Source organism: Nonomuraea sp. N2-4H, assembly GCF_045291505.1.
Lineage (GTDB): Bacteria > Actinomycetota > Actinomycetes > Streptosporangiales > Streptosporangiaceae > Nonomuraea > Nonomuraea fastidiosa.
Map to the genome: position 1 here is coordinate 4157630 of NZ_CP147987.1, position 13864 is coordinate 4171493.

Consider the following 13864-nt stretch of genomic DNA (forward strand, 5'->3'; position numbering starts at 1 on the left):
GTCGCAGGTGTCGGAGACCCCGGAGCCGGCGGCGGGCCGAAGCGCCGCCGGCTCCAAGGAGAAAGGGCGCGTGCGGCATCCGCTGGCGCGGTTCCTCGTGCGGCGCGTGCTGCTCGCCGTGCTCATGGCGTGGGGCATCACGCTGGTGACGTTCGTGCTGACGAACCTCGTGCCGGGCGACCCCGTGGCGGCGAACCTCGGCCAGCGGGCGCTCGGCGATCCCGCCATCGTGGCGCAGTGGCGGGCCGATCACGGCCTGGACAAGCCGCTGTGGCAGCAGTACCTGCTCCACCTGCAGGGCCTGGTGCAGGGCGACCTGGGCACCAGCCAGCAGAGCCACCGCCCGGTCAGCCAGGACCTCGCCGAGTACGTCCCGGCGACGCTCGAGCTGGCGGGCGCGGCGATCCTGGTCTCGCTGGTGCTGGGCGTGGCGTTCGGGGTGATCGCGGCGCTGCGCAGGGACCGGCTGCCGGACCACACGCTGCGGGTGCTGAGCCTGATCGGCATCTCGGTGCCGACGTTCTGGCTGGCGCTGGTGGCGTTCTACGTCTTCTTCTACCGGCTGCAGCTCACCCCGGGCAGCGGCCGGGTGGACGCGGCGCTCGGCGCGGCCCCGCCGGTGACCGGCCTTGCGACCGTGGACGCGCTGCTGGCCGGACGCTGGGACATCTTCACCTCCGCCGTCGGCCACCTGATCACGCCGGCGCTGGTGCTCGCGCTCTACACGATCGGCCTGCTGACCCGCTTCACCCGCTCGGCGGTGCTGGAGGTGCTGGGCCAGGACTACGTGCGCGCGGCCAGGGCGAAGGGCTTGCCGGGGCGGACGATCCTGTTCCGTTACGTGCTGCGCTCGGCGCTCGTGCCCGTGATCACGGTGGCGGGCCTGGCGTTCGGCAGCCTGCTGTCCGGCACGGTGCTGGTGGAGGCCATCTTCGCCTGGCCCGGCATCGGCCAGTACGCGTACAAGAGCGCCACCACCCTCGACCTGCCCGCCGTGATGGGCGTCGGCCTGGTCGTGGGCGTGGTCTACCTGGTGATCAACCTGATCGTGGACGTCCTGTACGGCGTCATCGATCCCCGAGTGAGGCTGCAATGAGACGCCGTGACCCCCTGGCCCGAGGGGGACTGCTGCGGCGGCTGCCCCAGGCGTGGCGGCAGCCGCTGGCCGTGACCGGCGCCGTGCTGGCGGTGGCCTGGCTGGTGATCGCGCTCGTGGCGCCGGTGCTGGCGCCGCACGATCCGCTGGCGCAGGACCTGCCGCGGCTGGCCGCGCCCGGGCCCGGCCACTGGTTCGGCACCGACCAGCTCGGCCGCGACATCCTCAGCCGCGTCATGTACGGCGCGCGCGTGTCGATCCCGCTGACGCTGCTGCTGGTGGCGCTGTCGGTGCTGATCGGCGGGCTGCTGGGCGCGTGCGCCGGCTACTTCGGCCGCTGGGTGGACGAGACGATCATGCGGGTGGCGGACCTGGTGTTCGCGTTCCCCACGGTGATCCTGGCCATGGTGGTGGCGGCGGCGCTGGGCGCGAGCCTGACGAACGCGGTGCTGGCCGTGCTGGTCGTGGCCTGGCCGGCGTACGCGCGGGTGACGCGCGGCCTGGTGCTGGGCGTGCGGGAGCGGGAGTTCGTGCTGAGCGGGCGGCTGCTGGGCTTTTCGGTGTGGCGGTCGCTGCGCGTGGACGTGCTGCCGAACGTGACCGGCCCCGTGCTGGTGCTCGCCACCCTCGACATCGGCACGGCGTTGCTGCTGCTGTCGGGCCTGTCGTTCCTCGGCCTGGGCGCCAAGCCGCCGTCGCCGGAGTGGGGCGCGATGGTGGCGTCGGGCGTGGAGGTGTTCGACAGCTGGTGGGTGGCGACGTTCCCGGGTCTTGCGATCCTGACCGTGGTGCTGGCGTTCAACTTCCTCGGCGACACGCTGCGCGACGCGCTCGACCCCCGTACGGCCCGCGCGATCAAGGAGCGTGCCCTGTGACGCTGGACATCGCCGGCCTGAAGGTGACGATCGGCGGCAAGGACATCCTGCGCGGCGTGGACCTGCGGCTGGAGGCCGGCAAGGTGCACGGGCTGGCCGGGGAGAGCGGCTCGGGCAAGACGATGACCGGGCTGGCCGTGCTCGGCCTGCTGCCGCACGGCGCGAAGGCGTCGGGCTCCATCACGCTCGGCGAGCGCGACCTGCTGCGGCTGCCGCCCAAGGAGCTGAACCGGGTGCGCGGCGGCGAGGTCGCCATGGTGTTCCAGGACCCGGCGACCAGCCTGCACCCGATGCTGACCATCGGCACCCAGCTCACCGAGCACATGCGCCACCACCTGCGGCTGGGCAAGGCGGAGGCGCGGGAGCGGGCGATCGAGCTGCTCGGCAAGGTCCGCATCCCCGGGCCCGCCGAGGCGTACGGGCGCTTTCCGCACCAGTTCTCCGGCGGGATGCGGCAGCGCATCGCGATCGCCATCGCGCTGGCCTGCTCCCCCAAGGTGCTGATCGCGGACGAGCCGACCACGGCGCTGGACGTGACCGTGCAGGCGGGCGTGCTGCGGCTGCTGCGCGGTCTGTGCGACGAGCTGGGGCTGGCCGTGCTGCTGGTGACGCACGACCTGGGCGTCATGTCGGCGGTGGCCGACGAGGTGAGCGTGATGAAGGACGGCCTGGTGGTGGAGTCGGGCCCGCGCGGGCGGGTGCTGCGCGAGCCCGAGCACGCCTACACGCGCGCGCTGCTGGACTCGCTGCCCGACACGGAGGTGCGCTGAGCATGCTGACCATCGACGACCTGGTGGTGGAGCACCGCTCGCCCGGACGTCCCGTGGTGCGGGCCGTGGCGGGGGCCAGCCTGCAGGTGCGGCCGGGCGAGGTGGTCGGGCTCGTCGGCGAGTCCGGCTGTGGCAAGTCGACGCTGGCCCGCGCGGTCTGCGGGCTGAACCCGATCACGTCGGGCTCGGTCTCCTTCGAGGGGCAGCCGGTGACGCCGCTCGGGCTGCGCCGCAGGAGGCTGACCGGCATCCAGATGGTGTTCCAGGATCCGTACGCGTCGCTGAACCCCCGGCGGCGGGTGGGCGACCAGATCGCCGACGGGCTGCGCACCTCGGGCGACACCTCGACCACGCCCGCCGACCTGCTCGAACGTGTCGGCCTGCCGCGCGACTTCGCCGGGCGGCACCCGCACGAGTTCTCCGGCGGGCAGCGGCAGCGCATCGCGATCGCCAGGGCGCTGGCCGCGCGGCCCCGGCTGCTCATCGGCGACGAGCCGATCTCCGCGCTGGACGCCTCCGCGCAGTCGCAGGTGGCCAGGCTCATGCGGGATCTCGCCGTGGAGTCGGGCGCTGGGCTGCTGTTCATCAGCCACGACCTGTCGGTGGTGCGGCTGATCGCGGATCGGATCGCGGTCATGTACCTCGGCAAGATCGTCGAGGTGGGCGGCACGGCCGAGGTGTGGGCGCGGCCGCGGCATCCGTACACGGAGGCGCTGCTCGCGGCCGTTCCGAAGCCGGACGGGCGCGGCGTGCTGCCCGCCGAGCTGCCCGGCGACGTGCCCGATCCGGCGTCACCGCCGTCCGGGTGCCGGTTCCACCCGAGGTGTCCGAAGGTGATGGACGTGTGCAGGGAGAAGTCGCCGGACTTCGGGCCGGTCGCCTGCTGGCTGCACGAGCCGAAGTGACCCCGGCACCGTACGAGGGGCCGCCTCCCGGCGGCCGGGCGGCTTCCGGCGGGGAGCCCGCGCCCGGCGACCCGCCCGCCCTCAACTGGGAGCCCGCGCCCGGCGACCTGCCCGCTCTCGATCGGAAGCCCGCGCCCGGCCTGGGCGCTGGGCCGGTGGGCGAGTCCGGGGCCGGGGCGGCGGGCGCGCCTGCCGGCGAGGACGCGGCGCGGCTGGTGGCCGGGCGGGTGGCGGCGGTGCGGGAGCGGATGGCGGCGGCCGGGATGGACGCGCTGGTGCTGCGGCCCTCGCCCGACTACCGGTTCCTGGGCGGCGGCGAGGGGGCGTTCCTCGTGGTGACGGCCGACGTGGCGGCCGAGACCCGCGACCCGGCCCTGCTGGTGCCGCCGGACGCGCGGCGGGTCGGGGTGGACGCCGAGATGCGGGTGCGGGAGCTGTTCGGGCTGGCGATCGAGGCGGAGTTCGTACCGGCGTCGCCGGTGCTCGCACCGCTGCGGCTGCGCAAGGAGCCCGGCGAGGTGGCCGCCATCGGGCGCGCGGTGGCCGCCGCGGAGGGCGTGCTCGCGCGGGTCAAGGAGCTGTCGTGGTTCGGGGCGACCGAGCGGGAGATGGCGCGCCGGCTGCGGCTGCTGCTGGCCGAGTCGGGGTGCGAGGAGGTGGTGGCGCTGCGCTTGGCGGCGGGCGAGCACACGGCCAGGCCCTGCCACGTGCCCGGCGGGCGGATCATCAACCCCGGGGACGCGGTGACCGTGTCGGTGTGCGGGCGGTGGGGCGGCTACTGCGCGGAGGCGGCCCGGGTCTTCGTGGTGGCCGAGCCGCCCGAGGACTTCGAGGCGATGTACTCGGTGGTGCGGGAGGCGCACCGGGCGGGGCTGGCGGCCGTACGGCCCGGCGTGCCCGTGTCGGAGGTGGCGGCGGCGGTCGGCGAGGTGATCGACGGCAGCGGGTACGGCCGCTTCGCCTCCCCGCACGTCGGCCGGGGCGTCGGGCTGGGTCCCGACGAGGGGCCGCGGCCCGGCGAGGACACCGTGCTGTCGGACGGGATGACCTTCTGCTTGGAGCTGGCGATCTACGTGCCGGATCTCTTCGGGGCCCGGGTGGCCGACGTGGTCGCCTGCACCGCCTCCGGGCCCCTGCCTCTGGGGGTTCTCCCCCACACCCTCGAAACCCTCGGCCACTGACCTCCGGGGGACGGGTCGAGGTCCTTCGGGGGTGAGAGGGGTTTCGGGCCGGAGGTCCGTCGTGGGCCGAGGTGGGCGAGCGCCCTCCCTGCCGCACCGGCTGGGGTCCTTTCGGAGAGTGGGGGTTACGGGCTGAGGTCCCTCCGGAGAGCGAAGAGCGTAACGAGCCGAGGTCCCTTCGGAGAGCGAAGAGCGTAACGAGCCGAGGTCCCTTCGGAGTGCGAAGAGGGTAACGGACCGAGGTCCACTCGGAGAGCGGGCCGAGGTCCTCTTCGGAGTGAGGGGTCGCGTGCTGAGGCCCTCCCAGGGTGAGGGGGTGCGAGGGCGGCAGGGGGTGCGGAGTGGGCGGAAGGGACTGGATTAGGCTGGGGCGGGCGATCATTTGGGGGCGTTCGTGGACCAGTTGGTGCTGCTCATGCTGGTGCTCCTGGGGGCGCTGCTCATGGTGCCGCTCGGCGACCGCCTGGGGCTGCCGCCGCCGGTGCTGATGACGTTGCTGGGCATCCTGATGGCCGTCCTGCCGTTCGTGCCGAACGTGGACGTGCCGCCCGGCATCGTGCTGCCCCTCCTGCTGCCGCCGCTGCTCTACGCGGCCGTGCAGCGCACATCGTGGCGGCAGTTCGCGGCCAACTGGCAGCCGATCTTCCTGCTCGCGGTGGCGCTGGTGTTCGTGACGACGGCGGCAGTGGCGGCGGTGGCGCACGCGCTGGTGCCCGGGCTGCCGCTGGCGGCTGCGGTGGCGCTGGGCGCGCTGGTGGCGCCGCCCGACCCGGTGGCGGCGACGGCGGTCGCGGGCCGGCTGGGCTGCCCCGGCGCATGGTGTCGCTGCTGGAGGGCGAGGGCCTGTTCAACGACGTGACGGCGATCGTGCTGTACCACGTGGCGATCGCGGCGGCGGTGACGGGCACGTTCTCATGGCCGGGCGCGCTGACGGAGCTCGTGCTGTCGGCCGTGGTGGCCGTGGTCGTGGGCCTGGCGCTGGGCTGGGTCGGCGGGCGGCTGATGGAGTGGCTCGGCGACGCCACGCTGCGGGTGGGGGTCTCGCTGCTGGTGCCGTTCGTGTCGTACGCGCTGGCGGACGAGCTGCGCGGCTCGGGCGTGCTGGCGGTGCTGACGACGTCGTTCTACCTGAGCGAGCGGATGGCCGACGCCGACGACGTGCTGGGCAGGTTCGCATCGACGACGTTCTGGCAGGTCGTGGACACGCTGGTGGTCGGGGTGGCGTTCGGGCTGATCGGCCTGGAGCTGCACGCGGTGTTCGGCACCGTGCACGGCCAGGTGGGCGAGGTGCTGTGGTGGAGCGCCGCCGTGGTGGGCGTCGTGGTCCTCGTACGTCTGGTGTGGCTGCTGCCCGCGGCCTGGCTGGCGAAGAAGACGCGCGGGCCCGGCCACGAGGACACCGAGATCCCGCTGAGCTGGCGGGAGACGGTGGTGATGTGGTGGTCAGGCATGCGCGGGGTGGCGTCGGTGGCGCTGGCGCTGGCCATCCCGCTTCAGACGGAGAGCGGTCAGGCGTTCCCGCAGCGGCCGATCATCGTGTTCATCGCGTTCGCGGTCATCCTGACGACGCTGATCGTGCAGGGCATGTCGCTGCCGTGGCTGGTGAACAGGCTCGGGGTGAAGGCGGACACGGCGGCCGAGCGGGCGCTGGAGAGGCGGCTGGCGACGGAGGCGGCGAAGGCGGCCAAGCGGCGGCTGCGGGAGATCAACGAGGCCGAGGAGCTGCCGGAGGAGGTGCTGGAGGCGCTGAAGCGGCGGCTGATGGACATGAACGTGCGGCTCAGCCCCGAGGCCGCCGACGAGGAGCGGCGTGAGGCGTACGAGCAGCGGGTGCGGCGGCTGAAGCTGCTGCGGCGGGTGCAGGGCGAGATGATGTCGGCGGCCCGCCAGGCGGTGCTGGAGGCGCGGCGCGACCCGAACACCGACCCGGCGATCATCTCGCGCATCCTGCGCCAGCTCGACGCCCGCAGCCTGCGCTGAACCCGGCGAGATCGCGGGCCGGCGCGGGCCGCCGGGCCTCCTCTGCCGGGCGGCGCCGGCCCGCTGAGCTTCCGCTACGAAAGACCGCTCCCCTCTTGGTGGTCCCGGACGAATCCCGGGCGGCCCCGCATGGCATAACGTCGCCATGGAACCTCAGTGAGGGGAAAGGTGAGACGTTGATCGAGGTCAGGGAGCTCCACGAGATGCCGGAGTTGGAGCGCGTCTACGCGCTGTTCGACGACATCTGGCATTTCGGCTCCGGAGACCCGCCCATCACGATGGAGCTGATGCGGGCGCTGTCGCACGCGGGCGGCTATGTCGCCGGCGCGTTCGACGGCGGGCGCATGGTCGGCGCCTCCGTGGGGTTCCTGGCGGCCGGTGGCGCCCTGCACTCCCACGTCACCGGCTCGATCGCGGGGCGGGGCATCGGGTTCGAGCTGAAGCAGCACCAGCGCCGCTGGGCGCTGGAGCGCGGCCTGACCCGCATCACCTGGACCTACGATCCGCTGGTCCGCCGCAACGCCCACTTCAACCTCGCCAAGCTGGGCGCGCGGCCGGTGGAGTACCTGCCGTGCTTCTACGGCGTCATGGAGGACGCGATCAACCAGGGCGACGAGTCGGACCGGCTGCTGGCCTCGTGGCCGCTGACCGCGCCGCACGTCGAGGCGCTGGCCAGGCGGGAGCCGGGCGAGAGGCCGTTGCCGGACGGCGCGGTGGTGGCGCTGGCCGACGAGGGCGGGCGGCCGGTGCCGGGCCCGGTGGACGCGCCGGTGGTGCTGGTCGCGGTGCCGCCCGACATCGAGGGGCTGCGCCGGGCCGATCGCGGTGCGGGCAAGGCGTGGCGGCACGCCGTCCGTGATGTGCTGGGAGGGCTGATGGCGGAGGGCCGCGAGGTGACGGGGTTCGCCGCGAAGTCGTACTACGTAGTGGAGAGACTGTGAAGATCACCGGAGTGGAGCTGCGCAGGATCGCGATGCCGCTGGTGTCGCCGTTCCGCACCTCGTTCGGCACCGAGACGGCGCGTGACGTGCTGCTGGTCAGGGTGGTGACGCCGGAGGCCGAGGGCTGGGGCGAGTGCGTGGCGATGAGCGAGCCGCTCTACTCCTCCGAGTACGTCGACGGCTCCGCCGAGGTGATCCGCCGCTTCCTGCTGCCCGCGCTGCCGCAGAACGTGGACGCCAACCAGGTGGCCCGCGCGCTGGAGCCGATCAAGGGGCACCGGATGGCGAAGGCGGCGGTGGAGACGGCGATCCTGGACGCGCAGCTGCGGGCGGCGGGCGAGTCGTTCGGCCGGTTCCTGGGAGCGTCGAAGCCGCGGGTGCCGTGCGGGGTGTCGGTCGGCATCATGGACTCGATCCCGCAGCTTCTCGACGCCGTGGCGGGCTACATCGACGAGGGGTACGTCCGGGTCAAGCTGAAGATCCAGCCCGGCTGGGACGTCGAGCCGGTGCGCGCGGTGCGCGAGCGGTTCGGCGACGACCTGCTGCTGCAGGTGGACGCGAACGCCGCGTACGCGCTGTCGGACGCGCCCCGCCTGGCCCGGCTCGACGCGTTCGACCTGCTGCTGATCGAGCAGCCGCTGGCCAACGACGACCTGGTGCAGCACGCGAAGCTGGCGCAGCGGCTGCGCACGCCGATCTGCCTGGACGAGTCGATCGAGTCGGCCGAGCACGCCGCTGCGGCGATCGCGCTCGGCTCGTGCTCGATCGTCAACATCAAGCCCGGCCGGGTCGGCGGCTACCTGGAGGCGCGGCGCATCCACGACCTGTGCCGGGCCAACGGCGTGGCGGTGTGGTGCGGCGGCATGCTGGAGACGGGCCTCGGCCGGGCGGCGAACGTGGCGCTGGCGGCGCTGCCCGGCTTCACGCTGCCCGGCGACACCTCCGGCTCGCGCCGCTACTTCGCCACCGACATCACCGAGCCGTTCGAGCTGGTGGACGGGCATCTGGAGGTGCCGACGGGGCCGGGTCTCGGGGTCGAGCCGATCGCGGACGTGCTGGACGAGGTCACCACCGCCACGGAGTGGATCACTCTCTGAGCCGCGGCACCGCGGCCAGCAGGGCGCGGGTGTAGTCGTGCGCGGGCTCGCCGACGACCTGCTCGGTGGGCCCGACCTCGACCAGCCTGCCTCGGTGCATGACGGCGACCACGTCGGCGACGTAGCGCACAACGGCCAGGTTGTGCGAGATGAACAGCATCGACAGGCCGAGCTCGTCGCGCAGCCCGCGCACGAGGTTGAGCACCGCGCCCTGCACCGACACGTCGAGCGCGCTGGTGATCTCGTCGGCCACCAGCAGCTCGGGGTCGCCGCCGAGCGCGCGGGCGATGGCGACGCGCTGCCGCTGCCCGCCGGACAGCTCGCGCGGGTAGCGGCCGGCCAGCTCGGCGGGCAGCCTGACGAGGCCGAGCAGCCGCTCCACCGCGCCGGGGCCGCAGCCCTCTGCGATGGTGCGGCCGACGGTCATGCGCGGGTTCAGGGACGCGTACGGGTCCTGGAAGACCATCTGCACCCGCCGCGCCCCCTCGATCGTCCCGGTGTGGGGGACGAGCCCGCACACGGCCCTGGCGAGCGTGGACTTGCCCGAGCCCGACTCGCCGACGAGGCCGACCACCCGGCCGTCGGGGATCTCCAGCGTGACGTCGTCCACGGCGGTGAAGGAGCCGTAGCGCACGCTCAGGTTCCTGATGATCACTTGACCTCCCAGCAGGCGGCCCTGCGGCCGGGGCCGAGGTCGGCGAGTTCGGGGCGCTCGCTTGCGCAGCGGGCGGTGGCCAGCTCGCAGCGCGGGGCGAACGCGCAGCCGGGCCCGACGTCGGCGGGGGCGGGCTGGGTGCCGGGGATGCCGGCCAGCGGCGTGTCGCGGTCGGTGTCCAGGTCCGGCAGTGACGCGATGAGCGCCTTGGTGTACGGGTGCGCGGCCCCGTCCGCGAGCCGGTCGGCGGGCAGCTCCTCGACGACGCGGCCGGCGTACATGACGACGACCCGGTCGCACAGCTCGCCCACGACCGCGATGTCGTGCGAGATGAACAGCGTGGCCGCGCCGGTCTCCTCGACGACCTCGCGCAGCAGCTTGAGTATCTGCCGCTGCACGGTGACGTCGAGCGCCGTGGTGGGCTCGTCGGCGACGATCAGGCGGGGCGTGCCCATGAGGCCCATGGCGATGACGGCGCGCTGCCGCATGCCGCCCGACAGCTCGTGCGGGTGCTGCGCGGCGCGCTTCTCCGGGCCGGGCAGGTGCACCTGGGCGAGCCGGTCCACGGCGCGGCGGCGGGCCTGCTCGCGGGTGGCGCCCTCGTGCACGATGGCCACCTCGGCGAGCTGGCCGCCGATCTTGAGCGCGGGGTTGAGCGCGGCCAGCGGGTCCTGGAACACCATCGCCAGCGTGGTGCCGAGCTCCTTGTCCGACAGGGCGGCGACGTCCTTGCCGCCGAGCCGCAGCGCCGCGTACGTGACGACGCCCGGGTAGGGCACGAGGCCGCCGATCGCGGCGGCGGTCATGCTCTTGCCGCTGCCGGACTCCCCCACCAGGCCGACGATCTCGCCGGGCGCGACGGTGAGCGACAGGTTCCGTACGGGGGACGCCCCGCCGGGGAAGGTCACGGTCAGGTCGCGCACCTCCAGCACCGCCTCGGGGTCGGGCTCGGGCGGCGGCCCGGACGGCGCGGGGGCCACGGCGCGCCCGCGCGGCACGGCGGTGCGGGCCGCGGCCTTGGCCAGGGCGTCGCCGAGCAGGTTGAAGCCGATGCCGGCCAGCGCGATGGCGGCGGCGGGCCCGAGCGCCACCTCGGGGGTGACGTAGATGCGCGGGAACCCGTCGAACAGCAGCCGTCCCCAGTCGAAGTCCGGCGGCTGCACGCCGAGCCCGAGGAACGACAGCCCGGCCAGGCCCAGCAGGGCGCTGCCGAGCGCCTGGGTGAGGTGCAGGATGAGCGGTTCTGCGATGTTGGGCAGCACGTGCCGGGTGAGGATGCGGCTGCGGGGCACGCCCAGCATGCGGGCGGCGGAGACGTAGTCGGAGCCGGCGACGGTGGCGGCGAGGTTCTGGGTGAGCCGGGCGAAGCCGGGGGCGATGGCCGCGCCGATGCCGAGCACCGCGCCGCGCGCGCCGAGCCCGGTGACGACGGCGGTGAACATGGCGAGCAGCAGCCCGGGGAAGGCGACGAGCGCGTTGACGGTGCCGGCGACCAGGCGGGCGGCGCGCCTGGGCAGCACCGAGGGCAGCGTGCCGAGCACGAGCCCGGCCAGCGCGCCGATCAGCGTGGCGGCCAGCGCAAGCAGCAGCGAGTAGCGTCCCGCGACCAGGACGCGGGCCAGCAGGTCGCGGCCGAGGTTGTCGGTGCCCAGCGGGTGGCCCGGCGAGGCGCCCTGGAGGATGGCGGCGGCGTCGATGCGCTCGGCCTCCGCGCCCCACATGATCGGCCCGATCACGGCCAGCACGGCCATGGCGGCGACGATGACGGCGCCCGCCGCGCCGGGCACGTTGCGCCGCAGCCGCCCCATCAGCGAGGTCATCAGGTCTCCTTGATCGCGGACGTCGGGTCGAGCATGCCGAGCAGCAGGTCGACGGCCAGGTTCACGACGAGCACGATCGCCCCGTAGACGAGGACCACGCCCTGCGCCACCGGGTAGTCCTTCTGCGTGACCGACTCGACGATCTTCAGGCCGAGCCCCGGCCAGGCGAAGACGTACTCGACCAGCACGCCGCCCGCGATGAGCGAGGTCAGCAGCAGGCCGCCGACGGTGAGGGTGGCCGTGAGCGTGTTGGGCAGCACGTGCCGCAGGTGCAGCCGGGCGGCGGGCAGCCGTTTGGCGCGGGCCAGCCGCACGTAGTCCTTGCCCAGCTCGCGCAGGGTCTCGACGCGGGAGATGCGGGCGATCATGGCGGCGGGCCCGATCGCGAGCGCGGCGACCGGCAGCACGTACGTGATCGCGCCCGCCTTGCCCGCGGGCGGGAACCAGCCGAGCCCGATGGCGAACACGGCCACCAGACCGATCGAGTACAGGAACTCCGGCACCGCCACCGCCGCCCCTGTGGTGGCGCTGAAGGTGAGCTCGGTGCCCCGGTTGCGGCCGTTCTCGGTGCGGATGGCGGTCCACATGCCGAGCGGCACCGCGACCAGCATGGCGACGAGGACGGCGAGCAGGGCCAGGCTGAGCGTGTTGGGCAGGCGGGCCATGATGACCTCGCCGACCGGCTCGCCGGTGACGAACGAGGTGCCGAAGTCGCCGGAGAAGACGTTCGCGACGTAGGTGAGGAGCTGTTCTGGCAGCGGCCGGTCCAGGCCGAGCGCCGCCCACCGCGCCTCCACCAGCTCCACCGGCGCGGCGGGGCCGAGCGCGGAGCGCACGGGGTCGCCGGGGATGAGGTGGATCATCGCGAACGTCGCCACCACGAGCACGGCCAGCGAGACCAGGAAGCGGACCAGCCGCCGCAGGCCGGTGCGACGGCTCATTCAGCCCCCTGGGTGAGGCGGATGGAGGTGGTCACGAACATCCCGGCGACCATCTCGTACGTGGCGCCCTTGGCGGCCTCCAGCACGGTCGTCTCGACCACCGGCACCATGTCGGCGGCCTCGAACAGCGCCGACTCGGCCTGCAGCCACTTGTCGCAGCCCTCGGCGGCGGGCACCTGCGAGGCCTCGTCGACGAGCGACTGGTACTGCTTGTTCGACAGGTGCGCGAAGTTGGCGCCCTTGGGCGCGGCGGGGCCGGACAGGAAGCCGACGAGCTGGCTGGGCAGGGTGACGCCGATGGGCAGCCAGACGACGTCCCAGTCCTGGGTGGTGTTGAGCGACTCCGACAGCTTGGTGTCGATGGCGCCGTTCAGCTTCACCTCGGCGCCGATCGCGCCCCAGGCGGTGGCCAGGTATTCGGCGGCGGCCTGGACGCCGGCGCCGCGCGTGGTGGCGTACAGGTAGCGCAGGGTGAGCCGCTTGCCGTCCTTGACGCGCACCCCGTCGGGGCCCGGCTTCCACCCGGCCGCGTCCAGCGCGGCTGCGGCGGCCGCCGGGTCGTGGGCGGGCACGTGGCCGGTGACGGTGTCGCCCTGGCAGGGGCGCGGGTGCAGGACGAGGCCGGTGGGCGGCTTGCCGGTGCCGCTGGAGGCGATGCCGGCCAGCTCCTTGAGATCGACGGCCTGGGTGAGCGCCTTGCGGACGGCGGGGTCGTGGGTGGGCCGGTCCTCGCCCTGGTGGTAGAAGAACTGGCCGTTGGCGACCGGCGTGATCGTCTTGGTGACGCCGGGCGCGGCCTCGACGCGGGTGCGGTCGGGGCCGTAGAGGGTGATGCCGTTGAGCGCGCCGGAGACGAGCAGGTTGGCGGCGGTCTGCTCGTTCGGCACGATCTTCAGTACGACGGTCTCGGGCGCGTCCTTGATGGAGGTGCCGGGCGCGCCCCAGGCGTACTCCCTGCGCACCTTGAACGTGTAGTGGTCGCCGGGCACCGCCTCGGTGAGCCGGTACGCGCCGCTGCCGGAGGTGGAGCGGGCGAGGATCGAGCGGTCCTCGACGCCCTTGCCGCAGACGACGAAGATCGCCCGGCCGGTCTCCAGGATGAAGCTGAACGGCTTCGGCATCGACAGCGTGACGGTGCCCGCCGCGTCGTCGGCCTCGGCCTTCATGCCGGTGGGGATGAGCACGCCGTAGATGGGCGACTTGGTGTCCGGGTCGGTGATGTGGTTGACGCTGGCGGCCACGTCGGAGGGGGTGACGGGGGCTCCGTCGGAGCAGGTGGCGTCCTTGCGCAGGGTGAAGGTGACCTTGTCGGGCTCGACCGTCCAGCGCTCGGCGAGGGCGGGGACGATCTCGCCTTGCGCGTCGATGCCGACGAGCGTGTCGTAGGCGAGCGAGAGCGTGGTGTTGGTGACGTTGAGTACGCCCATGGCGGGGTCGAGCACGCCCGGGTCGGCGGGGAGCGCGTAGGTGAACGTGCCGCCCCCGGCCGTCCCGCCCTCCGCCCCCGTCCCTCCGCAGCCGGCCGCGAGCAGGGCGAGCGCGGCGAGGCCCGCCGCGAATGGTGTTCTCATGGGTACTCCAGACGAGCGTGGGGGTGAGCTCC

13 protein-coding genes are annotated in these 13864 nt (G+C 73.7%); 9 read left to right on the forward strand and 4 right to left on the reverse strand.

Translation table 11 applies throughout. From position 1 onward, the window contains the following. The first annotated feature begins 70 nt into the window (after positions 1 to 70). The 9 genes from WBK31_RS19320 to menC all read left to right on the forward strand — a co-directional run bounded on the left by WBK31_RS19320 (position 71) and on the right by menC (position 8845). Positions 71 to 1096, forward strand: a complete 1026-nt coding sequence (locus WBK31_RS19320) for an ABC transporter permease (RefSeq protein WP_364053330.1) — start codon at positions 71 to 73, stop codon at positions 1094 to 1096. Then, positions 1093 to 1971 (forward strand): ABC transporter permease, encoded by an 879-nt coding sequence (locus tag WBK31_RS19325; protein WP_364053333.1) that lies wholly within the window; start codon positions 1093 to 1095, stop codon positions 1969 to 1971. The genes WBK31_RS19320 and WBK31_RS19325 overlap by 4 nt, the downstream gene beginning before the upstream one ends. After that, a complete protein-coding gene (locus tag WBK31_RS19330) occupies positions 1968 to 2741 on the forward strand; it encodes an ABC transporter ATP-binding protein (RefSeq protein WP_364053336.1) in 774 nt (257 codons plus the stop codon). Before WBK31_RS19325 ends, WBK31_RS19330 begins: the two co-directional genes overlap by 4 nt. 2 nt (positions 2742 to 2743) lie before the next feature. Then, positions 2744 to 3646 carry an ABC transporter ATP-binding protein gene (locus WBK31_RS19335; RefSeq protein WP_406675345.1) on the forward strand — a complete coding sequence of 301 codons (903 nt, stop codon included), beginning with the start codon at positions 2744 to 2746 and terminating at the stop codon, positions 3644 to 3646. After that, the gene (locus tag WBK31_RS19340) at positions 3643 to 4827 is read left to right on the forward strand and encodes a M24 family metallopeptidase (protein ID WP_406675346.1); all 1185 of its coding nucleotides are present in this window, start codon (positions 3643 to 3645) and stop codon (positions 4825 to 4827) included. Before WBK31_RS19335 ends, WBK31_RS19340 begins: the two co-directional genes overlap by 4 nt. 394 nt (positions 4828 to 5221) lie before the next feature. Then, on the forward strand, positions 5222 to 5686 hold the full coding sequence (locus tag WBK31_RS19345; RefSeq protein WP_406675347.1) for a cation:proton antiporter: 465 nt from the start codon (positions 5222 to 5224) through the stop codon (positions 5684 to 5686). Beyond that, on the forward strand, positions 5644 to 6807 hold the full coding sequence (locus WBK31_RS19350) for a cation:proton antiporter (protein ID WP_406675348.1): 1164 nt from the start codon (positions 5644 to 5646) through the stop codon (positions 6805 to 6807). The genes WBK31_RS19345 and WBK31_RS19350 overlap by 43 nt, the downstream gene beginning before the upstream one ends. A 176-nt stretch (positions 6808 to 6983) precedes the next feature. Beyond that, on the forward strand, positions 6984 to 7748 hold the full coding sequence (locus WBK31_RS19355) for a GNAT family N-acetyltransferase (RefSeq protein ID WP_364053348.1): 765 nt from the start codon (positions 6984 to 6986) through the stop codon (positions 7746 to 7748). Continuing rightward, positions 7745 to 8845: an o-succinylbenzoate synthase gene (gene menC, locus WBK31_RS19360; protein WP_364053351.1), complete on the forward strand. Its 1101-nt coding sequence runs from the start codon at positions 7745 to 7747 to the stop codon at positions 8843 to 8845. Before WBK31_RS19355 ends, menC begins: the two co-directional genes overlap by 4 nt. Here menC and WBK31_RS19365 read toward each other — a convergent pair. Genes WBK31_RS19365 through WBK31_RS19380 form a run of 4 tightly spaced genes read right to left on the reverse strand, consistent with a single transcriptional unit; the run spans position 8835 to position 13832 of the window. Continuing rightward, a complete protein-coding gene (locus tag WBK31_RS19365; protein ID WP_378788230.1) occupies positions 8835 to 9500 on the reverse strand; it encodes an ABC transporter ATP-binding protein in 666 nt (221 codons plus the stop codon). The two genes, menC and WBK31_RS19365, sit on opposite strands and share 11 nt — an antisense overlap. Next, entirely contained in the window at positions 9497 to 11320 is a 1824-nt protein-coding gene (locus WBK31_RS19370) for a dipeptide/oligopeptide/nickel ABC transporter permease/ATP-binding protein (protein WP_364053357.1), read from the reverse strand. Before WBK31_RS19370 ends, WBK31_RS19365 begins: the two co-directional genes overlap by 4 nt. Next, entirely contained in the window at positions 11320 to 12261 is a 942-nt protein-coding gene (locus tag WBK31_RS19375; RefSeq protein WP_364053360.1) for an ABC transporter permease, read from the reverse strand. Before WBK31_RS19375 ends, WBK31_RS19370 begins: the two co-directional genes overlap by 1 nt. Then, positions 12258 to 13832, reverse strand: a complete 1575-nt coding sequence (locus WBK31_RS19380; RefSeq protein ID WP_406675349.1) for an ABC transporter substrate-binding protein — start codon at positions 13830 to 13832, stop codon at positions 12258 to 12260. The genes WBK31_RS19375 and WBK31_RS19380 overlap by 4 nt, the downstream gene beginning before the upstream one ends. Positions 13833 to 13864: the final 32 nt, after the last annotated feature.

Excerpts from the sequence above, each read along its gene's own strand:
- WBK31_RS19350 (WP_406675348.1), top strand. The coding sequence starts at position 5,644 with ATGGTGTCGCTGCTGGAGGGCGAGGGCCTGTTCAACGACGTGACGGCG.
- WBK31_RS19335 (WP_406675345.1), top strand. The coding sequence starts at position 2,744 with ATGCTGACCATCGACGACCTGGTGGTGGAGCACCGCTCGCCCGGACGT.
- WBK31_RS19375 (WP_364053360.1), bottom strand. The coding sequence starts at position 12,261 with ATGAGCCGTCGCACCGGCCTGCGGCGGCTGGTCCGCTTCCTGGTCTCG.
- WBK31_RS19325 (WP_364053333.1), top strand. The coding sequence starts at position 1,093 with ATGAGACGCCGTGACCCCCTGGCCCGAGGGGGACTGCTGCGGCGGCTG.
- WBK31_RS19370 (WP_364053357.1), bottom strand. The coding sequence starts at position 11,320 with ATGACCTCGCTGATGGGGCGGCTGCGGCGCAACGTGCCCGGCGCGGCG.
- WBK31_RS19380 (WP_406675349.1), bottom strand. The coding sequence starts at position 13,832 with ATGAGAACACCATTCGCGGCGGGCCTCGCCGCGCTCGCCCTGCTCGCG.